The following is a 25,408-nucleotide window of genomic DNA, read 5'->3' as shown; positions in this document are numbered from 1 at the left end:
GTGGCCAATCGCATACTCATCAAGAATGCTCGGCTCATCAGCGATGGGCAGGAGCTCTCTGCTAGCAGTCTAGTCGTCGCCAATGGACACATCTGCTCGGTAGGAGCCGACAAGACCGCCGAGTACGAACAAGTGATAGACCTAGAGGGGCATATCCTCATACCGGGACTCATCGACATACAGATCAACGGTGGCTACACCAGATACTTCTCTCTCACTCCCGATGCCGAGACAATAGCCGAGGTTACAGAGGCCTGTCTAGAGCACGCAACGCCTTACTTCTACATCACGCTGATCTCCTCACCCGTGCAGACAATCTTCACAGCGATCGATGCTGTACGAGCAGCAATGCAGACCAACCCTCATATATTGGGTATGCATCTAGAGGGGCCTTTCCTCAATCCAATTCGTAAGGGAGCCCACAATGCACAAGTCATCTGCTCTCCCACACTAGATACGCTAAGGGAGCTAATCGAGTATGGGCGTGGCGTTATCCGCATGATTACGCTCGCCCCCGAGATGTGGTCGCCCGAGGCTATCGACCTAATCCTAGAATCTGGCATACAAATCTCCCTTGGGCACTCGGAGGCGACCTACGAGGAGGCCATGGCTCTATTTGATAGAGGCGTGCATATCGTCACGCATCTCTACAATGCTATGTCGGCCTTCACGCACCGTTCGCCCGGTCTAGTGGGCGCTTCGCTCGAGCACCCAGAGGTCTACACACCCGTCATTCTAGACGGCAGACATTGTCACCCTGCTGCAGCTCGTTTGGCTTACAAGCTCAAGGGCGAGCAGTTCATCTTGCTCACCGATGCCGCTGTGCTGGGTAGACGAATGAAAGAAATGGCTTGGGAAGGGCTACATGCGATGCTCACGCCCGAGGGCTATTACGTCAATCCCAACGGCAACCTAGCAGGCTCGGCTATCTCTATGCCCGAGGCTGTGAACAATGCAATGAGCTACCTAGGCGTAACATTTGCCGAAGCTGTTGATATGGGGACTAGACGTGTAGCACGAGCCATCGGTATGCAGGACAAGCTCGGCCGCTTGGCCGAGGGCTACCAAGCGGCATTCTCGGTATTCGCCCCCGATCTATCCTCTAGCCATTCCCTAAGCCTCCTCTCTCAGTAGACTTCTCTTGTGGAGGGGGCCCACTGTGTGCTATACGGCCCGAGGGGCAATGCTACTGGATTTGCGTATCTTTGTAGCAGAAATGTATCTCTACGAGTGCTATCCGAGTTGATAGCTCGGGGGCTCGTACTTCACCGCAATTAGTTTTTATGACAGAAATAGCAGCCACGCACCGCTCGGGCTTCGTCAATATAGTAGGCAACCCCAATGTTGGCAAATCGACACTGATGAACCTACTCGTAGGCGAGCGCGTGTCCATCATCACCAGCAAGGCTCAGACTACACGCCACCGCATTTTGGGCATCGTCAATACGCCCGAGATGCAGATCGTCTATAGCGACACACCGGGTGTCCTAAGGCCCAACTACAAGCTACAGCAGAGTATGCTTGAGTTTAGCGAGTCTGCCCTTGGCGATGCAGATGTACTTCTCTATGTGACCGACACGGTAGAGTCGGCAGAGAAGAACGAGGAGTTCCTCGCCCGAGTACGCAGCGTGAGCTGTCCGCTTATCGTGGTGATTAACAAACTCGATTTGAGCAATCAGACAGAGCTAGAGAAGCTCGTAGAGATCTGGCACGAGCGTCTGCCACAGGCAGAGATTGTGCCTATATCGGCGCTCAACCGCTTCAATGTAGAGCCTCTGCGCAAGCGCATTGAGAGCCTAATCCCTCTCTCGCCTCCTTACTTCGACAAAGATGCTCTCACCGACCGCCCCGCACGCTTCTTCGTCACGGAAATGATCCGGGAGAAGATCCTGCTGTACTATCAGAAGGAGATCCCGTACGCCGTGGAGGTCGTCGTAGAGCAATTCAAAGAAGAAGCCGAGCGGATACATATCCAGTGCCTCATCATCACCGAGAGAGAAAGCCAGAAGGGCATCATTATCGGCCCCAAGGGCATAGCACTCAAGCGAGTCGGCACGATGGCACGTAAGGATATGGAGCGGTTCTTCAACAAAAAAGTCTTCCTCGAGATCTTCGTCAAGGTCGAGAAAGACTGGCGCAACCGAGATAATCTACTGCGCCGCTATGGTTATCAACTAGATTAGTCCGAGAGGATATAACATTTTTATAAGCAACGAATATGAGTAATTTAGTCGCAATAGTCGGACGCCCCAACGTGGGCAAGTCTACCCTTTTCAATCGTCTAACGCAGTCCCGCCAAGCCATCGTAAACGAGGAGGCTGGCACGACAAGAGATCGGCAGTATGGTCGTGTACTGTGGCTCGACAAGGAGTTCTCTATCGTCGATACTGGCGGCTGGGTCGTTGGTAGTGAGGACGTCTTCGAGGAGGAAATCAATAAGCAAGTGGAGGTAGCCATGCAGGAGGCAGACGTGATTCTCTTCGTCGTGGACGTGGAGAATGGCACGACTGACCTCGACGATGAGGTCGCCTCTAAACTCCGCCGCACCAAGAAGCCAGTGCTGCTTGTAGCGAATAAGGCCGACAACTTCGACCAACACTACGCTGCAGCCGAGTTCTATAGCTTCGGTCTAGGCGACCCAATTTGCATCTCTGCCATCAACGGTAGTGGCACGGGCGACCTGCTCGACGAGATCGTCAAGGCACTGCCCGAGGATACAGAGGCAGAAGAAGAGTTCGATTGCCCACGTATTGCCATCGTCGGCAGACCCAATGCAGGCAAAAGCTCGCTCGTGAACGCCTTTATCGGAGAGGAACGCAACATCGTTACCGACCGAGCTGGCACGACACGTGACTCGATCTATACGCACTACGACAAGTTCGGCATGAACTTCTACCTCGTCGATACCGCAGGTATCCGCAAACGTGGTAAGGTAAACGAAGATCTCGAGTACTACTCGGTCATTCGCTCGATACGAGCCATTGAGAATAGCGACGTATGTATCTTGATGCTCGATGCCACTCGAGGCATAGAGAGCCAAGACCTCAATATCTTCTCCCTCATACAGAAGAATAGCAAGGGCTTGGTAGTTTGCGTCAATAAATGGGATCTGGTCGAGGACAAGAGCCAGAAAGTCATCAAGACCTTCGAGGACGCTATTCGCTCTCGCTTGGCTCCCTTCACAGACTTCCCAATTATTTTCATCTCGGCTCTGACCAAGCAGCGCATCTTCAAGGTACTCGAGACAGTACAGGAGGTTTATCAGCGTCGAAGTACACGTATCCCTACGAGCAAGCTCAACGAGGTAATGCTCCCCATCATCGAGGCGACACCTCCTCCCGCCACCAAGGGCAAATACATCAAGATTAAGTATGTGATGCAGCTCCCTACGGCAGTGCCTAGCTTTGCTTTCTTCTGCAACTTGCCTCAATGGGTCAAGGAGCCTTATCGCCGCTTCCTTGAGAACCGCATTCGTGAGAACTGGAACTTCAGCGGCACACCTATCAACATCTTCATTCGAGAGAAGTAACGGCCTCGTCTCACGACAGAACGAACCAATCCCCTCCTCCACCTCTCAATTTCACGAGGCAGAGGAGGGGATTTTCGTATATCTGGCCCCACAGCATGACTGGATACCTGCGCCAGCTGCACACTGCCGCTGTGCCAAAATCATAGGGGTACGACCAAAATAAACTGGCCACACCCCTATGGTTTATCAATGATTAAGCTAGACTACTTGCTCCAGCTCTTCTTATAGTTATTGGCATCATACTTCTGGGTGTACTGACGTTGCTCCGCTACCCCCAACGTGGCATGATTAATGTAGTGCGAACGATTGAGGTACTGAGGATTGGTCAGGTACGACTGGTTGAAGACCAAAGGAGGACTTAGCTTAAGCACATGCTTACGCTCGTGTTTAACTCCCTTTACATTCTGACGAATAGACTGATCCATGCCATATCGCTTATGGATCTTGTAGGCCTGCCACGCAGACCAAGGGCCATCCACAATCACATTCATATTATTGACAACTGGATTCCTAGGCAAGCGCACCAAGATAGGAACGTCCAAATCATGATAGTCATTCGTCGCACCATCAGGGTCGTAAGTATATCTAGCCGATGGCTCCTTGACCTTCGCATTATTTAGGGCAATAACGTACTTGCAGTATCCTTGGCTCGCAGCCGTCTGAACTCTAGAGAAAACATAGGGAGCTCCATGCTTCCATGTATCTTGACTTAGCTCTGTCCGATTCATGGGCAGCCTGCTATCTGTATATCCACTAGAGAGGATAATAGCGGTCTGATCGGGGCCGAGCATATTGGGGCCACCGTCCGATACTCGTCTACTATTTGGGACACAGCTGGCCAAGCCTCTGCGCAAGGTAGAGTATCCTTCCTGTACGTAGTCCCTACCTACCGTATTAACGTCTAGCTTCTTTACCGAAAGTGCTTTCCTAGGATCTGCAACATTGGGGTCTCGATGAATGTAGGTTAGTAGCATCATTTTTGAGGGACGCCATTTAGGAGAAAAACCATCGGTACCCTTAATGCTACCATCATTGGGATCTCTAATGATACCCCAGCCATCAAGAGGCTGAACTAGAGCATAACCGAGGCGACCACCTCTCGTGGCAATAGTATTTTGATGCCACTTGACAGGTGCAATGCTTTGGTTGTGGATACCAAAGGCAGAGAAGCTCTCACCCGAGCCAGACTTAGCACTGAAGAGCTCGTCTACGGGGTCGTGATTACTAGGCTCCTGCCAAACCTTGAGCCCCCCCTGCTGAATTTTGGGGAACACACGAGCGCTAATCATTTCGTAAGCCCCATCGGTAGTGCTACCCTTAGGGTGCGCCAAACGAATAAGACCATAATTGGAGAGGTCAATGTCACTACGGGTAGGGTTATAGATCTCAACAACGCTAAAGCCTTTCTCTCCTCCCTGCCCATAGAGCAGACTAGGATCATCTGCTGGGTGCGTATAGTACTCCGATATCATGAGGTCGGAGGTTACTGTCGCAGGTATCACGTAGGTCTTACCCATATCATACTTATGGGCAATGGGGAGAAGCTGCTTACGGTACCCGTAGAGCGGGTCATTGTTATTGCGATAGTTCTTATTCGTTTCGTTAGGCAGCTCTGTCTGATCTGCGGGAATCTCCGAATAAGTATCATAGCTATCGACTGCTTGAGTCTTCATCTTGCCAGTACTCTCATCTATACTTATGAGGCGCTGACCAATACCCGGCATAATCTCAATCGGCACATAGACACGAGTTGCTTTACCTGCCTGATTGTGATCCTTGCGAGGATAAGTCCACTTATAGACACTACGACGAGCACCTCCGGGGAGCATAGCCAGCTTACCTCCGTTGATAGGTGCACAAACGATGGAGTCACTAATAGGAGTTTCCGTAATTCTAGGCTTAGCACCGTCTATAAGATCTTCGAGCGTGAGCGTCCCATCGGGCTTCTCGTATCTGGGAGGCGTGGACAAACCCATAAACTGTGTTCCCTCTAGACGGACTTCCTTGATAGGTACATTCTCGATAAGATCGCTGAGAATATCAACACGAAGTAGCACACCGTCTGGGGTAAAGGACAGATTCTTCTGTCGGCCAAACAGCGGATCATGGCCTGCTATTCGAGTTTCTAACTTCGTCCAAGGAGCCACAAGGGGAAGGTTGAAATCAATCTCCTTAGGTTGATTCTCATCGACCACATAGGTTGTGCTAGAGTCATTCCAGTTTGGATAGCTTGTATCGCCATAAACAGCACTGACGTACCAGTCACTGCTCTTAAAAGATTGCTTATGCCCCACAAGCTTAACCTTACCAGAGTAGTAAATCTTGTAGGGACATTTGGGATCCTTCGTTTCCTTAATCGTGGGCTTTACGTCCAGCATTGTCAAGCAAACGAACTTCTGCTGCACACCTTGTACTATGAATATGCGCAGATTCTTAGGGTTGTTGATCTCGGCTTGTGAGAACTTGAAGTTGATAGGCTTCTTAGTGGACTTGGTGATAGTAGACAGATAGCGAGCCTCCTCCTTATCTGATGTTTTGGGAGCGGTAAGCTCCACATCAAGGTTGGCATCTCCCTCAAGAGCAATCTCAATCTCCTGCTCCCACTGCCCCTCCAGTTTCTGCTCACTCTGCGTAGAGTTTACATCCTCCTTCGGTATAATATCATCTTTTTTGCAGCCAGCGAGCGACAGTGTAGATGCGACTACCAGACAAACGAATATCGAGTTAAATTTCTGTTTCATCTTTGATTTTTCCGTTAAAGGCGTATCAGCGACATAGCTTTATGGCGATACACACTAGAGCAAAATGTGAATAGTAGTTTTGGTAACTTAATAGTCATCGGTTACCATGATATCCTCTCCGTCTTCCCATCCCTTGACGCACCCCTCTATCGAAAGGCTCTCCAATAGATTTATTCCACATTTGGACAATGCAATCTCATCTACGACTGGGCTTCTGTAGAACTCCTTTTCCCCAGAAAAAGACATGCTTAGGCGACACATACTTTTTTCCTTAAATTTATATCTATGTTACTAATAATAAGTGTTGCACCGATCTTCATCACACTCCCTAGGAGCAGCCAATAGCCATCCTCCCTATCAACTCCCTAGCACAATGAAAAAGCTGGTCGCTTACATTCGCTTTTTGGCTTTCACTCTACAGATATGATAGTTTCCACCTCCATAGCCTTCACAAAACCAATATCTATGCTCCAGCTCTCCCTACGGATCTGCACTGAGTTAGTAGTAAGGTTACTTAAATAAGTGCAAAAATCTGGAACGAAAGTACAACACAAGATAATCTACAACGTGTAACAAATGTTACAACCCTTAGGCTACACTTAGCAAACCCATCATTTTATGAAATACTGTACAACGAACATAATATTCAGATATATAGCACATTGAAACACAAAATCAACAGATAAAAATAAATAATATTGTACATCATTTATAAGGGATTTTCTTCTAATTTTTACAAATTAACAACAGAAAATACATGAGGATACCAACCGACAGCTACTTTTCTTACCTTTGTTTCGCAACAAATCATCACAAATAAGCACATTCATGGGAGATCTCCATTTAGAAAATATCCGGCGCGAATACAGCAGTCGCCAGCTTGGGCGGAAAGATCTGCCCACCTCGCCAATTGACTTACTCAATCAGTGGCTACAAGAAGCCATTGAGCTCAAGGTAAATGAGCCAACAGCTATGATTATTGGTACGGCAACCATGGAGGCACGCCCGAGCATACGTACGGTATTGGTCAAGGAAGTTTTGGATGGGAAGCTTATCTTTTACAGCAATTATAAAAGCCGAAAAGGCCGGCAAATAGAGCAAAACCCACAGGTGGCTGCCACATTTCTCTGGCACGAACTAGAGCGGCAAATCCACGTAGAGGGACGAGTAGAGCGACTATCCGAGGCCGAGAGTGACGCCTACTTCGATATGCGCCCCTACAAAAGCCGAATAGGCGCACGCATCTCACCACAGAGCCAACCTATTCCCTCTAGAGAGTATATCATGGCCCTATTCGCCGCCGAGAGTCTGCGCTATGTGGGCCGCCATATCCCTCGCCCCGACCATTGGGGCGGCTGGGCAATCACGCCCGAACGTATCGAGTTTTGGCAGGGGCGAGATAGCCGTCTGCACGATCGCTTTGTCTACACTCGGCAAGCTGATGACTCGTGGAGTATAGAGCGTGTAGCGCCGTAGCCTCCTCCCTAAATTAATCAACCTCAATAGACAAATAGAATGAAATTAACCGACAACTGGTTTACCGCTCTAAGTGAGTCGGAGCAGGGGCAACTTGTCTTCGTCACTGGGCGCAAAGACCTCCAGCAATTTAGAGCCACTGGCTCGCTCAAGATAAGGGCAGAGATCGCTTGGCCCTACCAAGCCGATGCAGAGGGAATGCCCAACGAGCACGACGCCGCACTGATCGCTGAAATCGAGCCCAAGCTACGCCGCATCATGGAGCGGGACAAGCTAGCTATTCTCACAGGCAACTACACTGGCGGAGGTGTGAAGTACTGGGTATTCTATACGAGACATCTCCCCACATTTGGCCAGAGGCTCAACGAATGTCTTGCCGAATACGAAAAACTGCCCCTAGAGATACACTGCGAGGAAGATTCAGATTGGGAGGAATACACCGATATGCTCTCCATGGAACATACAGAAAGCGAAGACTAACACCCCTAAAACCTAAACACCCAAATGGCCAAGGCACTAAATCTAAAAGGATACGTAGTCATAGCCCTTACATTTTGGCTACTCTGGTCAGGGCAACTGAGCGCCAAGCCGGCACTCATTCCCTATCCCAATAGTCTAAGAACTACGCAGGGATACCTCACTCTACCCAAGCGTGTAGGGGTAGAAGCCCAAGGGACAAAACTCCAGTTCGCCAAAAATACACTACAAACAATGCTCTCTGATCTCTGTCGCCTAGAGCTATCTGAGGGAGGTCGTACGGATATTAGGCTAAAACTTACAACCAGCTGGCAAACATCGACAGAGGCGTATAAGCTGACGATCAACCAAAGTGGAATCCTCATTGAGGGCGGGGCTCCACAAGGTGTCTATTATGGTCTGATGACCCTACGCCAGATCCTCCTCTCTGCCCAGCAGCACAGCCATGGCATCAAACTACCTTATATACAAATAGAGGACGCACCTAGGTATCGGGTGCGTGCGCTGATGCTGGATCCAGCAAGGCACTTCCTCCCCGTGGACGCGGTAAAGCAGTATATAGAGCGAATGTCGTACTACAAATTCAACACACTACAGCTGCATCTAACCGATGACCAAGGCTGGCGACTGGCAGTAGATAAGTATCCCCGACTAACCGAGGTAGGAGCCAAGCGCTCGAATAGCAAACGAGTTGAGGAGAATGGCTACTACAGCGCCGAAGATCTGCGAGAGCTGATCACATACGCCGAACAACGTGGCATAGAGATTATCCCAGAGATCGACGTACCCGGCCATACAGCAGCCCTACTGACGGCATACCCAGAGCTACGAGGGGATATGCACCCAGACTCTACATTCGTACTTGGACGCACGGACAACGTCATGCTATCGGCCACAACTCCCCGTGTGTATGAGGTACTAGATGATGTATTCTCCAGCCTTGCTCGTATCTTCCGCAAAGGTAGCAGGCTACACCTAGGTGGCGACGAGTCGGCAATCAAACGCAACTGGGCCACTAGTGCAGAGCATCGACAGCTGATGCAGCAACTTGGCTATCGGTCCGCCGAGCAGCTAATGGGGTACTTCTTTGAGCGTGTGCTAGCCTCAGCCCGCAAGCACGGCTTCCGCCCGATGCTGTGGTGCGAGCTAGACGAGATACGCATGCCAGCCAGTCGCTTCCTATTCGACTATCCCTCCGATGTCGCCCTCGTTTCTTGGCGCATGGACCTAACGCCCAAATGTATCGAGCTGACGCAGCAGAGCGGACACGAGCTTATTCTAGCCCCGGGTGAGTCTGCCTACTTCGACTATCCTCAGTACGCAGGCGACCTACCCGAGCACAACAACTGGGGCATGCCCATTACGACACTCAAGCAGGCCTATACTTGGGACTTGACCTCTGGGGTGACTGCCGAGGCCAACGCACATATCTCTGGGGTTATGGGGACGCTTTGGGGCGAAGCCATCAAGGATATTGACCGTGCCTACTACATGACTTACCCGAGAGCATTAGCTCTAGCCGAGGTTGGGTGGACAGAGCTGCCTCGTAGGCAGTGGACTCGCTTCGCCAAGGCTCTACCCACAGTGCTAGACGACTTGCTTCGCTCAGGGATCCCATATCGTGCACCATTTGAGCTCTACCGCACAGAAGGGCGACACCTAGACAAGGCGATGTAGCTAAGTCTAGTACAGCCGAACCTCTCTGATCAGCTCGGCCTCAACGGCATCGTTGATGCGGCGAATGAAGGCATTGCGCTCCATCATGAGCGCCTGCTTGACGGCAGCAGAGTTAATCTGCATATAGAGTACACCATCTCTGATGTCTACTCGACCTACCATACTCATCAATCCTCCCAGTATCTCTGGGAGGATTTCTTTTGCTCTTATCTCTAGTAACTTCTCATGCATATCTGGCTCCTCGCCTAGCATTCGGCGCATGAGCTCACCTAGAGTCTGTGTCTGATCTCTATTCATCGTATTGCTGTCGTTTGGTTGGCGGAGAGATTGGTAATCTCGCCATGCTCTACCCCAAAGATGCGGTAGTCCTCGCCCCAGTTATGAATAATCTCGTCGAGGTACTTGCGATTGGTGTCTGTGATGAATATCTGTCCGAAATCCTCTCCACCCACGAGGCTAATAATCCGCCCCACTCGCTCGGCATCTAGTTTGTCGAAGATATCGTCCAAGAGGAGCATCGGACGCTCGGCGTTGCGCTGGCTAAGTAGGCGGTACTGAGCGAGCTTGAGGCTAATCAAAAAGGTTTTGTTCTGCCCCTCACTCCCTACACGCTTGATGAGTTCGTCGGCAAGCATCATGAGCAGATCATCTCGATGCACCCCCTGCGTAGTGTGCCCAAGCAACCGATCTCGCTCACGGCTCTGGCGTAGCAGGTCATAGAGTCTGCCACTCGTTTCGTCTAGAGCGCTCCGGTACTCCAGCCCAACCTCGTCCCGCTCCTCGGCAATGGCTCGATAGATCTCTCTAAAGTGTGGGATAAACTCGGCTACGAAAGCTCGCCGACGCTCCCAGATGAGCTCTGCGAAGCGATCTAGCTGTAGATCGAGCACATCGAGCAGAGCATCGTGTGCACCAGAGGCTTTGAGCAGGCTATTGCGCTGTTGCAGAGCTTTGGTATATTGGCTAAGGGCAGACATATATACAGCGTCCTGCTGAGAGAGTTGCAAATCTAGAAATCGGCGGCGCTCCTCACTCCCTCCTAAGATAATTTGGTAGTCCTGTGGGGACACAATGACGAGGGGGAACTGCCCGATGTGCTCGCTCAGACGGTCGTACTCCTTCTTATTACGCTTGAGGATTTTTCTCTGCCCGGGGCGTATCTGTAGGATCAGCTGCCTATCATCTCCCTGTACACTCCGATAAGATGCATCGAGCACTGCTGCTTCCTGCCCACGACGCACAGCAAGGGTGTCCGTAATCCCAAGGTGGCTCTTGGTAAAAGCCAAGTAATGCAGAGCATCGAGGATATTGGTCTTCCCCATACCATTTAGCCCGATGAAGCAATTCACCTTGGGCGAGAAGCTCATACTTGCCGTGGCAATACTTTTGAAGTTGATGATATGTAGCTGTTTGAGTATCATGGCGCAAAGATATTGATACTTTCGCTAACGGAGTGCGCTCAAGAGCACCGAGTGGCCAGCCGTATCAACCTCTAGAGGGGGAATAAGTATGTAACCAAACGAATGGAGTGTAGGGAGTGGACAAAAAACTAAGCCGCATATCCTTCTGGGAAGAAGGATACACGGCATAGCCAACACACATTAACAACAATCTGATCTCAGAGCCGAAAACCGGACTCGAACCGGTGACCTATTCATTACGAATGAATTGCTCTACCAACTGAGCTATTTCGGCCAATCGAGTTTGGGGGTATCCTAACTCGAAAACGGATGCAAAATTAGTTGTTTATTTCAAATCAGCCAAGAGATTGCCCAAAAAATTGTCTAAATCCTCATTCAGACCCTCCAAAAGAGGCGTCGAAACCTTGACTAAATCGTCATCGAGGAAGAGTAACTCCTCGATAGTCTGGAAGTCCTCGCCCACAAGCTCTATGGAGAATGGGCGCTCAAACAGATCATGCTCCCAAAAACCCTTAGCTTCTAGACGTGCGATAGCATCACGTAGCTGAGCGATCATATCCTCGCCGATCGACTTATCCTCTGGACGTATCCAAGAGAAGATCACACTCGTATTGATCAGTTCGTCGTCATCTCCATAGAGTGCGACCTCGCCACGCTCGGCATCGATACGCACGAAGATGTCACTAAGCCCCGTCTGTAGGCGCCTAGGATTACTCTCATCTAGGAGGTCTTGGAAGAGCCTACCCAGCAACTGAATTTCTTTCTCTGTCGATCCCATAATTCTATCTCTTGCTTAGGTTACAGTATAATAGACATCTAAAGCATTGCCTTGAGGCTTGCCAAGCTCTGCTCAATGGTCGCTATACGGCTCTCGGCATCGCTCTTTTTCTTGCGCTCTAGGCTAATCACTTGCTCAGGAGCGCGTTGTACGAAGCTCTCGTTGCTGAGCTTCTTCTCCACAGAAGCCAAGAATTTGCGCTGATACTCTAGGTCGGCCTCCAGCTTGGCGATCTCCTCGGCTGCGTCGATGAGGCCTGCCATAGGCACAGCAAACTCATCCGTCCCCAGCACGAAGCTAACAGCTCCCTCGCTCTTCTGCTCCACACGCTTGATCTCACTGAGATTGCAGAGCTTGACCAATACGGCATCTAGCTCGCTACCAAAAGCGGGCGAAGCCTCTAGGCTAAGCTCCTCACGTGGAGAGAGGTTCTTGCTCGTACGCACGTTGCGCACGGCGCTGATGATCTCCTGAGCTTGGGCGAAGCGAGCCAAGAAATGCTCATCGACAGAGCCGATCTCGGGCAGTAGGCTCACCATGAGGCTCTCACCCTCGGTGCGCTCACGCAGCGCCTGCCATAGCTCCTCGGTAATGAATGGCATGAACGGATGAAGATGCGCCAGTAGCGCCTCGAAGAAGCTCTCTGTCTCGGCGAGTGTCTGCGCATCAACTGGATCTCCATAGGCAGGTTTAGCCAGCTCGAGGTACCAAGAGGAGAAGTCATCTCGTATGAGCTTGTAGATAGCCGTAAGCGCCTCGCTGATGCGATACTTACTCATCAAATCATCAATCTCCAGAGCCACTTGGCTCAAACGCTGTGCAAACCACTGCCCCGCCAGCCTTGCAGCCTCGGGCTGAGGCCTAGTGGCATCACACTCCCAACCCTTGACGAGGCGGAAGGCATTCCATATCTTATTGCAGAAGTTGCGTCCCTGCTCGCAGAGAGTTTCGTCGAAAAGAATATCGTTGCCCGCAGGCGCAGACATCATCATACCCATACGCACACCGTCTGCTCCGAACTTATCGATCAGCTCCAGTGGGTCGGGCGAGTTACCCAAGCTCTTGGACATCTTGCGTCCGAGCTTATCACGGACAATACCTGTGAGGTAAACGTTCTCAAAAGGCTTCTTGCCCTTGAACTCATACCCTGCGATGATCATACGTGCCACCCAGAAGAAAAGAATATCTGGGCCTGTAACTAGATCCGCCGTAGGGTAGTAGTATCTGAAGTCCTCACTCTCCTCTCCTAGAGCAGGCGTGAAGACGCTGATTGGCCAAAGCCACGAAGAGAACCACGTGTCTAGGCAATCCTCGTCCTGACGAAGGTCCTCTAGCTTGAGGTTAGGGTCCTGCTTGTGAGCCAGCTCCAGAGCCTCCTCGGCCGTCGCAGCAACCACGTAGCCACCGCTGGGCAAGTAGTAGGCAGGGATCCGATGCCCCCACCAGAGCTGGCGGCTCACACACCAGTCCTTGACGTTCTCCATCCAGTGGCGGTAGGTATTCTTAAACTTAGCTGGGTGTAGCTTCACCTCATCCGTCATTACAGCCTCTAGGGCGGGCTTAGAGAGCTCGGTCATCTTGAGGAACCACTGCATCGAGAGCTTAGGCTCGATCACGGCATCGGTGCGCTCACTATGGCCAACCTTATTGGTATACGGCTCTACACGCTCCATCAGACCTGCCTCGGTGAGATCTAGCTCGATTTGCTTACGCACCTCGAAGCGGTCCATGCCTGCGTAGCGCCCACCATGTTCGTTGAGCGTGGCGTCGTCGTTAAATATATCGATGGTCTCAAGCTGGTGCTTCTCGCCCAGTACATAGTCGTTGATGTCGTGGGCTGGCGTTACCTTGAGGCAACCTGTACCGAACTCAAGATCTACATACTCGTCCTCGATCACTGGCACGCTACGCCCGACAATAGGGATAATGAGGCTCTTGCCTCTGAGGTCATGGTAGCGCTCGTCCTTGGGATTGATGCACACAGCGGTGTCGCCCATGATCGTTTCGGGACGAGTAGTAGCGACCACGACATAGCGATCCTCTCCCTCTACATAGTAGCGCAGATAGTAGAGCTTTCCCTGCTGTTCCTTGTAGACAACCTCTTCATCGCTCAGGGCTGTACGTGCTGCTGGGTCCCAGTTTACCACACGCACACCACGATAGATAAGCCCCTTGCGGTATAGATCTACGAATACATCAAGCACGCTCTGGCTACGCACCTCGTCCATAGTGAAAGCTGTACGCTCCCAGTCGCAGCTAGCTCCTAGGCGCTTGAGCTGCTCTAGGATAATGCCTCCATGCTCACGAGTCCAGTCCCAAGCATGCTCGAGGAAGGCCTCCCTGCTTAGGTCTGTCTTTTTGATGCCTTGGCTGGCTAGCCTAGCCACAACCTTGGCTTCGGTAGCGATAGAGGCATGGTCTGTACCGGGCACCCAGCAGGCGTTCAACCCCTTCATACGGGCACGACGCACCAGAATATCCTGAATCGTATTGTTGAGCATGTGCCCCATGTGTAGGACGCCCGTAACGTTGGGTGGTGGTATCACGATTGTATAGGCCTGACGCTGATCGGGGGTAGAGTGGAAGAAGCCTTGCTTCATCCAGTAATCATACCATTTGCCTTCTACTGAGGCGGGGTTATATTTAGCTGCTAATTCCATTGATTAATGTTATCGTTCTAAGCATACAAAGATAAGGATAATGGCTTATTTTACATCAGGGCAGAGGCTAACTAAAATCTACACCCCAGATTTTCGACTCCTCTAGATGCTGCACTTTATACATTCGTTTACGCTTTTGTATGTCCATTGAGCACTTATCAAGCGCATGCGCAACCAAACAGCAAACCTCGTATTTGGCCCCTAGGAGGCCCGATATTGCATCCGAGGCTATTTTGGGATCGAATACTAGGCAAGTGAAAATCTCCCTAAAAACGAGAGAATCACAAATCACTCACAAACAATCAAATAAAGAAGCCTATTCGCATATTGCGTATGCTCGTACCATATTTTGGGCCATTTCTCCCCATCAATCTTATGGGATTGGTGGACTAATCCCCCGAGATGCGCCCATCAATCGGCCAAAATCTTTCCTTCAATTTCCTCCAAACTTCCACCAACCTTTAGAAACCGTCTAGCCATTCCACCAAATTCATGCATAATTCATTTGCAAAACTTAACAAAAAAGCAGACAAATGAGTGCATTAGGCTGGCATAAGCAATCCGAACTCGACATAGGCTGCATTGGCACCTCTACGGCGGAGCTAGGCAGAGAGATCCGATACACAACCCTTGGTTTGCTGCTCGTAGGGTACTCGCCAAGCCAGAAACAGTAAGAGCCTAGCCAAGGCAGAAGCCCTCGCCCTATGGCAGACGAGGGAGGTTAAGGCACGACCACTGTGGACAAATATCCAAGATGCGTCGCCAAGGGAGGCAAAATCTACCGAGGGAGTAAAGGATAATTCGTAATTTTGTGCGTCAATTTCAGAGAGATTGACCCAGAGATCAGAAGCAATAGACATTATAACATTAAGGTAAACTGATGGAATACAACTTTAGGGATATAGAGGCGCGCAGCCAAGCCTATTGGCAGGAGCTTGCGGTCTACCGCACCAGCGAAGACCCCTCTCGCCCTCCGTACTACGTACTCGATATGTTCCCCTATCCCTCTGGGGCTGGGCTTCATGTAGGGCACCCGCTAGGCTACATCGCCTCGGATATATTCTCTCGCTACAAGCGACTACAGGGCTTCAACGTACTACACCCTATGGGCTACGATGCCTTCGGTTTGCCTGCCGAGCAATACGCAATACAGACGGGGCAGCACCCTGCCAAGACCACTGAGGTCAATACGGCACGCTACCGTGAGCAGCTAGACAAAATCGGCTTTAGCTACGACTGGGAGCGAGAGTTCAAGACCTCCGACCCATCGTACTACAAGTGGACGCAATGGACGTTCCTCAAGCTATTCGGCTCGTACTACGACACGGCCCGTTGCCAAGCTCGTCCTATCGAAGAGCTCAAGCAACATCTAGCCCATCATGGCACAGCTGGCCTCAATGCCCACGCAGGCGAGGAGCTAGAGCTCACAGCCGAGCAGTGGCAGCAGATGAGCCACAAGGAGCAAGAGCAAACCCTGATGAACTATCGGATTGCCTATCTAGGCGATACGATGGTGAACTGGTGTGCTGGCCTAGGCACCGTACTGGCCAATGACGAGGTGAGCGAGGGACTTAGCGTGCGTGGTGGCTACCCCGTAGAGCAACGACTGATGCGCCAGTGGTGCCTGCGTGTATCGGCATACGCGGAGCGTCTGCTCTCTAGTCTAGACAGCCTAGAGTGGACGGACGCCCTCAAAGAAACCCAACGCAACTGGATTGGTCGCAGCGAAGGGGCAGAGATGACCTTCCGCCTAGAGAGCGACAAGGAGCTGATCGTCTTCACCACCCGCCCCGACACGATTTATGGCGTTACCTTCATGGTACTCGCCCCCGAGAGCGAGTATGTACAGCTCGTGACTACAGCCGAGCAGCGCACCGAGGTGGACGAGTATATCCAAGCCACCAAGCGCAAGACCGAGCGTGAGCGTATGATGGACAAGCGCACCAGTGGCGTCTTCTCTGGTTCGTATGCGATCAACCCCATTACCGGCGAGCGTATCCCCATTTGGATCAGCGACTATGTGCTCGCAGGCTATGGCACGGGAGCTATCATGGCGGTACCTGCACATGACAGCAGGGACTTCGCTTTCGCCCGCCACTTCGACCTTCCCATTCGCCAAGTGGTTGTCCCCGAGGGCGAGCAGGAGAGCGATCCGGCCGAGTGGAGCGAGAGCAAGGATAGCAAGCTCGGTACGCTCATCAACTCTCCCCTGATTGACGGGCTCAGCGTGCATGAGGCACAGGCTAAGATCAAGCAAGAGATTGAGCAGAGAGGCATCGGACGAGTGAAAGTTAATTACCGTCTGCGTGATGCGATCTTTAGCCGTCAGCGCTATTGGGGCGAGCCTTTCCCTATCTACTATCAAGACGGTGTAGCGATGCCACTCGAGGAGGGGCAACTTCCACTATGTCTGCCCGAGGTAGACAAATTCCTCCCCACAGAGACGGGCGAGCCACCGCTAGGGCGTGCCGAGGGCTGGCACACAGCCGAGGGCTATCCCTACGAGCTAAGCACGATGCCGGGCTTCGCTGGTAGCTCTGCTTACTACCTGCGCTATATGGATCCGCACAACGATGAGGCGCTCGTAAGCAAGAAGGCTAATGAGTACTGGCGACAAGTAGATTTATATGTCGGGGGGACGGAGCACGCTACGGGACACTTGATTTATAGCCGCTTCTGGAACAAATTCCTCTACGACCTAGGCGTGATCTGCGAGGACGAACCATTCCGTAAGCTCATCAACCAAGGTATGATTCAGGGACGAAGCAACTTCGTCTATCGCATCAAGGGGACCAATACTTTTGTATCACATGGGCTCAAGGATCAGCACGATGTGATGCCGATACACGTAGACGTCAATATCGTTCACAACGACAAGCTGGACCTCGAGGCCTTCAAGGCTTGGCAGCCAGAGTATTCTACTGCCGAGTTTATCCTAGAGGACGGACAATATGTGTGTGGCTGGGCGATCGAGAAGATGAGCAAATCCATGCACAACGTGGTGAACCCCGATATGATCATCGAGCGTTATGGTGCAGACACGCTTCGCTTGTACGAAATGTTCCTCGGCCCTCTGGAGCAAAGCAAACCTTGGGATACCAACGGTATTGACGGTGTACACCGCTTTTTGAAGAAAGTTTGGGGGCTATTCTGGGACGGTGAGCAGCTCCGGGTGGAGGATAAGCCTGCGAGCAAGCAGGAGCTCAAAGCTCTACATAAGCTCATTCGCAAGGCCACGCACGACATCGAGCAGTTCTCGTTCAATACGTCTATCTCGGCCTTCATGATTTGTGTCAATGAGCTACAAAGCCTCGGCACTACTTCACTCGAGGTGCTTCGTCCGCTGCTCATTCTGCTCAGCCCGTATGCCCCTCACATCTCCGAGGAGCTGTGGCGTCTGACGGGCGATAAGTCGGCTGGCTCTATCGTTTTGGCGCAGTGGCCACAGTGCGACGAGCGTTACCTCGTGGAGGATAGTTTCACCTATCCTGTGAGCTTCAACGGCAAGACGCGCTTCACCATCGAGCTACCAGCTACGATGTCCCCTCAAGAGGTAGAGCAGGCAGCCCTAGCCGCACCAGAGGCAGCTAGATGGCTCGAGGGCAAGACACCCAAGAAGGTCATTGTAGTGCCCAAGCGCATCGTCAATATAGTCCTCTAGATCCCTACGAAAATAGATAAAGAGCTGTTTGGTCTATCCTACAATAGATGGCCAAACAGCTCGTATTAATAGAACCTTTATGAATCAAAAAAACAACTTCTCTGCCTACATCAAGCAGCACTTCATCGACCTGCAGCACGAGCTGCGCACACAGCTCGTGTCTAAGTACTTTAGACGTGATATGGTCACAGTAGGGCTTGGTATCATTGTTTACATGATTGGCTTTAGCTTCTTGATCTTCCCTCAGCGCATCACTACGGGCGGACTCTCTGGGCTGTGTAACCTCATTATGCTCTCTACGGGGATCGACATTGCGATACCGTACAACATCATCAACGTCGGTCTATTGGTGTTGGCGTTCTTCCTATTGGATAAAAACTTCTTCATCAAGACACTCATCAGCATCACCATTCTAGCCTTTGCGATCTCGGAAATGACGAGCATTGCCGTACCAGATCAGAGCCTAGAGAGCAACTTCCGCTTGATGATCCTAGCCGATCAGCCCGTCGTGGCGCTCATACTCGGCTCTCTGCTCATTGGGCTGGGGCTGGGGCTTGTGTTCTCTGCTAACGGCAGCACTGGAGGAACGGACGTGATCGTGGCCATCATCAGCAAATACAAACGTATGACCTTCGGGCGCATCTTTATGATTGTCGACGGCACGATTGTGGTAGCGTCCTATTTTGTGAACGTATATTTGGCGGTCAATCCGATGGATCCGATGATGGCACTTGAGAAGGTTGTTTACTCGATCATTCAAGTGATCCTTGTATCCATCACGCTGGACTGGTACATCCGAAGCAACCGCCGTTCGGTACAGATGATGATCTTCAGCAGCAAGTACGAGGAGATCAATGAGGTGATCACCAAGAAGCTCAACAGAGGCTCCACCATTATTGAGGCTACTGGGGGCTATACTGGTCAACCCTCCAAGGTCATTGTAGTCGTGGCTCGCAGACGTCAGTCTGTGATGATTACACGCCTAATTGAGGGCATCGATCCACAGGCTTTCGTGACTATTGGAGAAGTACAGGGCGTCTACGGACGAGGATTTGATAGCATCAGCCAGAAGTAAGCGAAGTCCTATATCAATAAAAAAGGGAGCCGTGGCAATTAGCCACGGCTCCCTTTTTTATTAGTCGTTAGTCTTGCTACTGCTTATTCAGTCGATCCACGAATAGATACATTCTATCGCCCGGACGCACTTTGTCGGGTACAGGGATCGAGCATAGTACTCCCTTCTCGGCTACTTGCACTGGCTCCAGCTCTACTCGGATCTCGGGCACATGGAAGCGAACGAGGCCTGTCGTCGGCCCAGAGATGAGCACCTCGTCGCCCACCTTTACACTACCGCTCTCGATGAGTAGCTCCGCTACGTTAATCTTACCGAAGTGCTTAGTTACCTTGGCGACATAGACCTTTTGTTTCGTTGCAGACGAACCGTAGTTTGGTGTCCATTCGCCGACACGCTGACCGAGATAATAGCCATTCCAGAAGCCACGATTGAAGACTTCACCTAGGCGCTCGTCCCAGCGTGCTATGGCTTCTTCGTTGTATTGCCCTGCGCAATAGGCGTCCACAGCCTCACGATAGGCACGCACCACGGCATCTACATACTCGGGGCCTCTGGCACGCCCCTCGATTTTGAGCACACGCACACCTGCATCAAGCATCTTATTGAGGAAGTGAATAGTCTTCAAGTCCTTGGGGCTCATGATATATTGGTTATCAACCTCAAGCTCTACACCGCTCTCCTTGTCTTTGACTTGGAACGAACGGCGACAAACCTGCGAGCAAGAACCTCGATTGGCGCTCTTGCCTTGCTCATGAAGGCTGATGTAGCACTTACCCGAAACGGCCATGCAGAGGGCACCATGTACGAACATCTCAATGCGAATCGGTTCGCCTGCAGGCCCCGTGATAGGCTCCTCTAGGATTGCTTGGTGTATCTTGGCCACCTGATCCATATTGAGCTCACGAGCAAGTACCACGACATCGGCAAACTGCGCATAGAAACGAAGGGCCTCTACGTTAGTGATGTTGAGCTGGGTGGACAAATGCACCTCTACACCGACGCTACGAGCGTAGAGCATCGGAGCGACATCAGCAGCGATGATGGCAGACACTTGCGCATCTTTGGCCGCATCGATGATCTGGCGCATCAGCGTGAGGTCTTCGTCATATATAATGGTATTGACCGTGAGGTAGCTCTTGACGCCATGCTCTCGGCAGATGGAGGCAATGCGATAGAGATCTTCGGTCGTGAAGTTGTTGGCACTCTTGGAGCGCATATTTAGCCCCTCGATGCCAAAGTACACAGAGTCTGCCCCTGCGTTAATGGCTGCCATAAGGGACTCGTACGACCCCACGGGCGCCATAATTTCGTAGTCTGATTTTCTCATTTTAGTTAATGACCTTATTTTGCTCTCTTCTCCGTGGCCTCTAGTTAAGAAACAGGAAAAATCGCACAAAGATACGGCAAAACGCAGATATTCACGGCACAAGACCTAGCTCCACATCGGGATCTCAACAATGGAAACAGCTGGCTAGAGTGCACCTAAGCCCTAGAACCCCTCAACTCTAAACTGCCTCATCTGCCAAATAATCAACCCTATCCCCAGTAGACCGGAGAGAATATCGGCTAGCACCCCAGAGTACCAAACGCCATCAACACCATACTGATAGGGTAGAATAAGCAATAGGGGAATAAAGAATAGGCTCTGACGTGAGATGCTCAGCAGGAATGCTCGACGGGCGATACCAAGGCTCTGCAAAAACTGGGTCGCCGTAATCTGGAAGCCGACAAAGGCAAAACCAACCAAGGCGATCGAGAGCGAGCGGCTCGTTTCGGCGATGAGTAGTGGGCTCTGAGTGAATATCGAGCTGATGAAGTCTGGCATCCACACCGAGAAGACCGTCACCAATAGACCAATGGCTATATTCACCCAAGCGCAACGCCAAAAAGCCTGTTGCACACGGCCGTATAGCCTCGCTCCATAGTTGTAGCCGACGATTGGCTGCATACCCTGTGCGATCCCGAGCATAAGCATTACCCCGAGCATCGCAATACTCACAATAATGCCATACGATCCAATCGCAATATCGGCCGCCTCAGGCGTAGGCGAAACGGCGATAAAGCTTTTATTAAAAAGCATACTCACCAAACTACCAAGTAGCTGCACCGCAAAAGGCGACAGCCCAATAGAAGCAATAGCCCACATAGGGCCCCAAGACACACGCAGGTGCTCACGGCGAAAACGAATAATACTATCAGCCGAGAAGAAGTGACTAAGCACATAGATCGCCGAGATCAACATCGCCACCACTGTAGCCCATGCGGCACCAGCTATCCCCCACCCGAAGCCATAGATAAAGAGTGCGTCGAGTAGGGTATTGAGCACCGCCCCTAAGATCATCGTGTACATAGCCTTGCGTGGATAGCCCGAGGCTCGCATCACGGCATTGTAGCTGAAGCATAGGGTCGCAAAGATATTGCCCGGTATCGTGATCGAGAGGTAGTCCATGGCGTAGGGAATAGTACGCTCACTACCGCCGAAGGCTTCAAGCAGAGGCCGCATCCAAATAAGCGATGGTATGATCGTCATGGCCTGAGTAATCAGAGTCAGGACTATAGCCGTACCTAGCACACGCTCTGCCCCTACAATATCTTTCTGCCCCAAGAGTATTGACACCCGTGCGGCTGTACCAGCTCCCACAAGCATACCGAAGGCCTGAAGAAATATCAAGATCGGGAAGGTCAGTGTCAGCCCTGCGATGGCATACTCTCCTACTCCTTGACCAATAAAGATACGGTCTACTATATTGTACAGCGCCGTAACCATAGTCCCCACCACAGCTGGTACGCCATAGTGGAGCAGCAGAGCGCCTATCGACTCGTGCTCTAGTTTATATATACGCTCATCTCTATCCATACTCGCCTTGGCTCTATGGGGCTAAACATCAAAATAAAATATACGACCTTCGTCAGTAATGCACGCCAAAGGCGTATAATATCGACGCTCCAAAAGACGCCCGACCCCATACCAATAAGGCACATCATCGGGATAAAACAAGGGTATCGGACGCTCTCTCGAGGTCGACACCCTTATCTTGTTGATCTGGGATACTACCGATGTATCCCAAATATCTTGCTACTATTAGGAGAAATATTCCTTAACAGCTTCGTTGGGAACCATTTCTTCTTGGAAGGTATAGGCCCCAGTCTTAGGGGACTTAACCATCTTGATCACCTTGCTATAGGTACGACCATCCGCTTTCTTAAACGATGCAACCGCTTTCTTTGCCATTGTACTAGTCTCCTATTATTTAATTTCTTTGTGAACAGTCATACGCTTGAGGATTGGGTTGTATTTCTTCAACTCCAGACGCTCAGTCGTGTTCTTACGATTCTTCGTCGTGATATAACGAGAAGTCCCGGGCATACCGCTTTCCTTGTGCTCTGTACACTCCAGAATCACTTGCACTCTATTGCCTTTTGCTTTCTTTGCCATTGTCGTTACTCTTGTTTTATGCGTTTAGATAACCCTTCTCGGCTGAGCGCTTGATGGCGGCATCAACACCGATCTTGTTGATAAGACGCAGACCTGCTGCAGATACTTTGAGGATTACCCAGCAGTCATTCTCTGGCCAGTAGAACTTCTTCGTAAACAGGTTTACGTCGAACGTACGCTTCGTGCGTCTTTTAGAGTGCGAAACGTTGTTGCCGACCATTGCCTTCTTACCTGTAATCTGACAAATCTTAGACATTTCTATTCTATTGTTAATTATTAATCAATATGATATGAGTTGATCGGCCACTCGTAGCATCATTGAGTCTCGCACAATCAGCATGCAAAGTAACTACTTTTCCGCAAAATATGCAAGCCTTATTTCATTTTCAACACCTTAACACTCGACGATCGTGAGCCACTTGAGCCTCCTCGGCACTACACATTGCTCTACTCCACATGCTAGGAAGAACATACCCCAGAGGCAAACCAAACAAACCTAGCACACTTTACGCCCAAGCCGGATAGCCCATAGAGCCCGCCAATCATCACACTACCGACAAGCACTCCAAGCCAAGAGCCAGCTATCATATACCATTGCTATGTCTAAGCAAGAACCCTCGACACAAAGTACTTCTGCGCAAAACTGATTTGATTTTGGCGATCATTTGTATTCTTTTTAGTCAAGGAGTGTTAAAGACTTACTAAAGAATTTCGAGGAAATGCATAAGGTTTCTAAAGAAGAGTAGAGAGTCTGAGAAAAGTTAATGGGAAGACTTGTTCCGATTGATGGACACTTCTCTTGGGATTGGTGGACTAATCCCAAGAGATTGATGGGAAGAACTCTCGATAAATGTGACCCACACACATAAACCCACAGCAAAACAAAACATACAACACTCAAAAACAAATAATTAGAAACACTGTGTTTAAGCGCATATTTTCCTTTAACTAAGGGTAACTGGCCCAAACGAGGTCGGACGCCGTGTAGAGCCTGCTAGGGGGTAAATATGCGATCTTACACTTTTCGCCCGACCAAAGGTTATCTCCCCTACGCCAATCCAGAAACGACTCAAAAGTATAAACGCCACCCGCTCATCTGTTAAAATTTGCCAACACCCTTTCCCCTCTCACAACCATCGCATCAGTCCTCTCGCAAGCGCTTTTCCCCTCTACAACCTCTCCAATTCCTTGAGGATTGGAAAGAATTGGAGAGGTTATAGAGTTAACTTCACAAAAATCTCAATAGATTTAATAACATCGTATTAACCTGTTAATCAGACAATCCACATCTATTTTTTTGTAGATTTGTGTGGCATTACTATATTACAAATTAATTAGATCACACAAATGAACAACTCTTGGATTGCTTCGGCAAGAGCATTGGCTCGCCAACTACATAAGGGGCAAATTGACAAAGCCGGGGTAGATTATTTCGAAGGACATCTTAGTACAGTTGCCTCTATGGGGCATAGCTGGCAGGAGCAAGTATGTGGCTATCTACATGATGCGAGCGAAGATACTCCACATACCGTCGAAGAGATACTTGAGTTACTCGAAAAAGAAGCCAAGAGCAAGCTATCGCACGAAGATAGACATCTGCTAGATACAGCCCTTAATCTCCTAAATCATCGCAAAGCCCCCGATAGGACAACCTATATCAAAAATATAGGAGCCAACCCTCTAGCACGAGCCGTCAAGCTCAATGACCTTCGCCACAATATGGACCTATCTCGCCTACCACTCCCTACCCCACAAGATCTTGCACGCATAGAGCGTTACCAACGAGAGTACGACTATCTACTCAACAGTGCAGCACACTAACCATAACTACAAGAGAGTGGTTAATCTCAACAAGTTTTTATGAAAGATTTGGAGTTACTCATGATGCTTCTGCCAGTCGCCTTCATGATTCATGAATACGAAGAGATTATCATGTTTAAGGGTTGGCTAACGAAAAATAGAATTCAGCTAAAACGGCGATTCCCGAAGATCGCCACATTCATGGAGCAGCATCATATATTCGACCTCTCTACATCCTCGTTTGCTGTAGGCACCGCACATAATTTCGTACTAATCAGCACTGCTACTTTTGCTGGTATCTGGCTAGAAGCCTATCAATGGTGGTGGATAGCTTTGGTCGGTCACACTGCTCATCTTGTGGTACACCTTGCACAGTGGGCTATCTATCGTAGATACCTCCCCGTGATTGCTACAACTATCCTAACTATACCCTACTGCATTTATGCTGGTTTTAGGTTTACGGAGCACTCTGCGCTAAGCCCAGAGAGCCTACTACTATGGTCTATTTTGGGAATTATAGTGATGCAACTCTCCGTTCTCTCGTCTTGGCTCTTGATGTCCAAGTTTAATAAATGGGAAAAACTGTCCAAGAACTATTGAAGGCAATTGGTCATAAAACAAAAACAAGGGGTTGCACCACAGTGGTGCAACCCCTTACTATATTAAATTTAATCTAA

21 protein-coding genes and 1 tRNA gene are annotated in these 25,408 nt (G+C 50.4%); 11 read left to right on the top strand and 11 right to left on the bottom strand.

Annotated elements, in window-relative coordinates; all coding sequences use genetic code 11:
• From nagA to der, 3 genes are all read left to right on the top strand, one after another.
• Complete coding sequence (gene nagA, locus HQ48_RS07230; RefSeq protein ID WP_052409016.1) at positions 1-1,134, top strand: N-acetylglucosamine-6-phosphate deacetylase; 1,134 nt, start codon at positions 1-3, stop codon at positions 1,132-1,134.
• Positions 1,135-1,283: 149 nt separating this feature from the next.
• Complete coding sequence (gene era / locus HQ48_RS07225) at positions 1,284-2,183, top strand: GTPase Era (RefSeq protein WP_044232807.1); 900 nt, start codon at positions 1,284-1,286, stop codon at positions 2,181-2,183.
• A gap of 35 nt (positions 2,184-2,218) precedes the next feature.
• The gene (gene der, locus HQ48_RS07220) at positions 2,219-3,529 is read left to right on the top strand and encodes a ribosome biogenesis GTPase Der (protein ID WP_044232806.1); all 1,311 of its coding nucleotides are present in this window, start codon (positions 2,219-2,221) and stop codon (positions 3,527-3,529) included.
• A gap of 203 nt (positions 3,530-3,732) precedes the next feature.
• Here the strand turns inward: der and HQ48_RS07215 are convergent, their stop codons facing one another.
• Positions 3,733-6,270: a hypothetical protein gene (locus tag HQ48_RS07215; protein WP_044232804.1), complete on the bottom strand. Its 2,538-nt coding sequence runs from the start codon at positions 6,268-6,270 to the stop codon at positions 3,733-3,735.
• Between the two features lie 828 nt (positions 6,271-7,098).
• On the opposite strand from HQ48_RS07215, the gene pdxH reads away from it, so the two are divergent.
• Genes pdxH through HQ48_RS07200 form a run of 3 tightly spaced genes read left to right on the top strand, consistent with a single transcriptional unit; the run spans position 7,099 to position 9,900 of the window.
• The gene (pdxH, locus tag HQ48_RS07210) at positions 7,099-7,746 is read left to right on the top strand and encodes a pyridoxamine 5'-phosphate oxidase (RefSeq protein ID WP_044232800.1); all 648 of its coding nucleotides are present in this window, start codon (positions 7,099-7,101) and stop codon (positions 7,744-7,746) included.
• 39 nt (positions 7,747-7,785) lie between these two features.
• Positions 7,786-8,226: a DUF695 domain-containing protein gene (locus HQ48_RS07205; RefSeq protein ID WP_044189808.1), complete on the top strand. Its 441-nt coding sequence runs from the start codon at positions 7,786-7,788 to the stop codon at positions 8,224-8,226.
• A gap of 24 nt (positions 8,227-8,250) precedes the next feature.
• Positions 8,251-9,900: a beta-N-acetylhexosaminidase gene (locus HQ48_RS07200; protein ID WP_052409015.1), complete on the top strand. Its 1,650-nt coding sequence runs from the start codon at positions 8,251-8,253 to the stop codon at positions 9,898-9,900.
• A gap of 6 nt (positions 9,901-9,906) precedes the next feature.
• Here the strand turns inward: HQ48_RS07200 and HQ48_RS07195 are convergent, their stop codons facing one another.
• The 5 genes from HQ48_RS07195 to HQ48_RS07175 form a co-directional block, all read right to left on the bottom strand.
• Complete coding sequence (locus HQ48_RS07195) at positions 9,907-10,197, bottom strand: DciA family protein (RefSeq protein ID WP_044189811.1); 291 nt, start codon at positions 10,195-10,197, stop codon at positions 9,907-9,909.
• Positions 10,194-11,321: a DNA replication/repair protein RecF gene (locus tag HQ48_RS07190; protein WP_044232798.1), complete on the bottom strand. Its 1,128-nt coding sequence runs from the start codon at positions 11,319-11,321 to the stop codon at positions 10,194-10,196. Before HQ48_RS07190 ends, HQ48_RS07195 begins: the two co-directional genes overlap by 4 nt.
• 201 nt (positions 11,322-11,522) lie before the next feature.
• A tRNA-Thr gene (locus HQ48_RS07185) sits at positions 11,523-11,595 on the bottom strand.
• Between the two features lie 51 nt (positions 11,596-11,646).
• Positions 11,647-12,099, bottom strand: a complete 453-nt coding sequence (locus HQ48_RS07180; protein ID WP_044189817.1) for a hypothetical protein — start codon at positions 12,097-12,099, stop codon at positions 11,647-11,649.
• A gap of 38 nt (positions 12,100-12,137) precedes the next feature.
• A complete protein-coding gene (locus HQ48_RS07175; RefSeq protein ID WP_044232796.1) occupies positions 12,138-14,759 on the bottom strand; it encodes a valine--tRNA ligase in 2,622 nt (873 codons plus the stop codon).
• 533 nt (positions 14,760-15,292) lie between these two features.
• Here HQ48_RS07175 and HQ48_RS09400 point away from each other — a divergent pair.
• The 3 genes from HQ48_RS09400 to HQ48_RS07165 all read left to right on the top strand — a co-directional run bounded on the left by HQ48_RS09400 (position 15,293) and on the right by HQ48_RS07165 (position 19,495).
• Positions 15,293-15,433 (top strand): hypothetical protein, encoded by a 141-nt coding sequence (locus tag HQ48_RS09400; protein WP_160225946.1) that lies wholly within the window; start codon positions 15,293-15,295, stop codon positions 15,431-15,433.
• A gap of 206 nt (positions 15,434-15,639) precedes the next feature.
• Complete coding sequence (gene leuS, locus HQ48_RS07170; RefSeq protein WP_044232794.1) at positions 15,640-18,420, top strand: leucine--tRNA ligase; 2,781 nt, start codon at positions 15,640-15,642, stop codon at positions 18,418-18,420.
• Between the two features lie 79 nt (positions 18,421-18,499).
• Positions 18,500-19,495, top strand: a complete 996-nt coding sequence (locus HQ48_RS07165; RefSeq protein WP_052409014.1) for a YitT family protein — start codon at positions 18,500-18,502, stop codon at positions 19,493-19,495.
• A 76-nt stretch (positions 19,496-19,571) separates the two neighbouring features.
• Here HQ48_RS07165 and HQ48_RS07160 read toward each other — a convergent pair whose 3' ends face one another.
• The 5 genes from HQ48_RS07160 to rpmB all read right to left on the bottom strand — a co-directional run bounded on the left by HQ48_RS07160 (position 19,572) and on the right by rpmB (position 23,187).
• Complete coding sequence (locus HQ48_RS07160; protein ID WP_044232792.1) at positions 19,572-20,822, bottom strand: peptidase U32 family protein; 1,251 nt, start codon at positions 20,820-20,822, stop codon at positions 19,572-19,574.
• 162 nt (positions 20,823-20,984) lie between these two features.
• Entirely contained in the window at positions 20,985-22,352 is a 1,368-nt protein-coding gene (locus HQ48_RS07155; RefSeq protein ID WP_044232789.1) for an MATE family efflux transporter, read from the bottom strand.
• Between the two features lie 225 nt (positions 22,353-22,577).
• The gene (locus HQ48_RS09225; protein ID WP_081748368.1) at positions 22,578-22,727 is read right to left on the bottom strand and encodes a DUF4295 domain-containing protein; all 150 of its coding nucleotides are present in this window, start codon (positions 22,725-22,727) and stop codon (positions 22,578-22,580) included.
• Positions 22,728-22,742: 15 nt separating this feature from the next.
• Positions 22,743-22,931 (bottom strand): 50S ribosomal protein L33, encoded by a 189-nt coding sequence (gene rpmG / locus HQ48_RS07150; RefSeq protein WP_044189828.1) that lies wholly within the window; start codon positions 22,929-22,931, stop codon positions 22,743-22,745.
• 16 nt (positions 22,932-22,947) lie between these two features.
• The gene (gene rpmB / locus HQ48_RS07145) at positions 22,948-23,187 is read right to left on the bottom strand and encodes a 50S ribosomal protein L28 (protein ID WP_044189830.1); all 240 of its coding nucleotides are present in this window, start codon (positions 23,185-23,187) and stop codon (positions 22,948-22,950) included.
• A 1,091-nt stretch (positions 23,188-24,278) separates the two neighbouring features.
• On the opposite strand from rpmB, the gene HQ48_RS07140 reads away from it, so the two are divergent.
• Complete coding sequence (locus HQ48_RS07140) at positions 24,279-24,752, top strand: phosphohydrolase (RefSeq protein ID WP_044232786.1); 474 nt, start codon at positions 24,279-24,281, stop codon at positions 24,750-24,752.
• Positions 24,753-24,791: 39 nt separating this feature from the next.
• The gene (locus HQ48_RS07135) at positions 24,792-25,331 is read left to right on the top strand and encodes an HXXEE domain-containing protein (protein ID WP_044232785.1); all 540 of its coding nucleotides are present in this window, start codon (positions 24,792-24,794) and stop codon (positions 25,329-25,331) included.
• Positions 25,332-25,408: the final 77 nt, after the last annotated feature.

The organism is Porphyromonas sp. COT-290 OH3588, assembly GCF_000769075.1.
Classification (GTDB): domain Bacteria; phylum Bacteroidota; class Bacteroidia; order Bacteroidales; family Porphyromonadaceae; genus Porphyromonas.
Note: the sequence above shows the minus strand (reverse complement) of the source record. Positions and strands in the feature narration are given on the sequence as shown.

Bases quoted from the DNA above. Each gene is read 5' to 3' on its own strand.
- rpmB (WP_044189830.1), bottom strand. From the start codon at position 23,187: ATGTCTAAGATTTGTCAGATTACAGGTAAGAAGGCAATGGTCGGCAAC.
- HQ48_RS07155 (WP_044232789.1), bottom strand. From the start codon at position 22,352: ATGGATAGAGATGAGCGTATATATAAACTAGAGCACGAGTCGATAGGC.
- HQ48_RS07200 (WP_052409015.1), top strand. From the start codon at position 8,251: ATGGCCAAGGCACTAAATCTAAAAGGATACGTAGTCATAGCCCTTACA.
- rpmG (WP_044189828.1), bottom strand. From the start codon at position 22,931: ATGGCAAAGAAAGCAAAAGGCAATAGAGTGCAAGTGATTCTGGAGTGT.
- HQ48_RS09225 (WP_081748368.1), bottom strand. From the start codon at position 22,727: ATGGCAAAGAAAGCGGTTGCATCGTTTAAGAAAGCGGATGGTCGTACC.
- HQ48_RS07140 (WP_044232786.1), top strand. From the start codon at position 24,279: ATGAACAACTCTTGGATTGCTTCGGCAAGAGCATTGGCTCGCCAACTA.
- HQ48_RS07135 (WP_044232785.1), top strand. From the start codon at position 24,792: ATGAAAGATTTGGAGTTACTCATGATGCTTCTGCCAGTCGCCTTCATG.
- pdxH (WP_044232800.1), top strand. From the start codon at position 7,099: ATGGGAGATCTCCATTTAGAAAATATCCGGCGCGAATACAGCAGTCGC.
- HQ48_RS07175 (WP_044232796.1), bottom strand. From the start codon at position 14,759: ATGGAATTAGCAGCTAAATATAACCCCGCCTCAGTAGAAGGCAAATGG.
- HQ48_RS07160 (WP_044232792.1), bottom strand. From the start codon at position 20,822: ATGAGAAAATCAGACTACGAAATTATGGCGCCCGTGGGGTCGTACGAG.
- HQ48_RS07205 (WP_044189808.1), top strand. From the start codon at position 7,786: ATGAAATTAACCGACAACTGGTTTACCGCTCTAAGTGAGTCGGAGCAG.
- leuS (WP_044232794.1), top strand. From the start codon at position 15,640: ATGGAATACAACTTTAGGGATATAGAGGCGCGCAGCCAAGCCTATTGG.
- der (WP_044232806.1), top strand. From the start codon at position 2,219: ATGAGTAATTTAGTCGCAATAGTCGGACGCCCCAACGTGGGCAAGTCT.
- era (WP_044232807.1), top strand. From the start codon at position 1,284: ATGACAGAAATAGCAGCCACGCACCGCTCGGGCTTCGTCAATATAGTA.
- HQ48_RS07190 (WP_044232798.1), bottom strand. From the start codon at position 11,321: ATGATACTCAAACAGCTACATATCATCAACTTCAAAAGTATTGCCACG.
- HQ48_RS07195 (WP_044189811.1), bottom strand. From the start codon at position 10,197: ATGAATAGAGATCAGACACAGACTCTAGGTGAGCTCATGCGCCGAATG.
- HQ48_RS07165 (WP_052409014.1), top strand. From the start codon at position 18,500: ATGAATCAAAAAAACAACTTCTCTGCCTACATCAAGCAGCACTTCATC.
- HQ48_RS07180 (WP_044189817.1), bottom strand. From the start codon at position 12,099: ATGGGATCGACAGAGAAAGAAATTCAGTTGCTGGGTAGGCTCTTCCAA.
- HQ48_RS09400 (WP_160225946.1), top strand. From the start codon at position 15,293: ATGAGTGCATTAGGCTGGCATAAGCAATCCGAACTCGACATAGGCTGC.
- HQ48_RS07215 (WP_044232804.1), bottom strand. From the start codon at position 6,270: ATGAAACAGAAATTTAACTCGATATTCGTTTGTCTGGTAGTCGCATCT.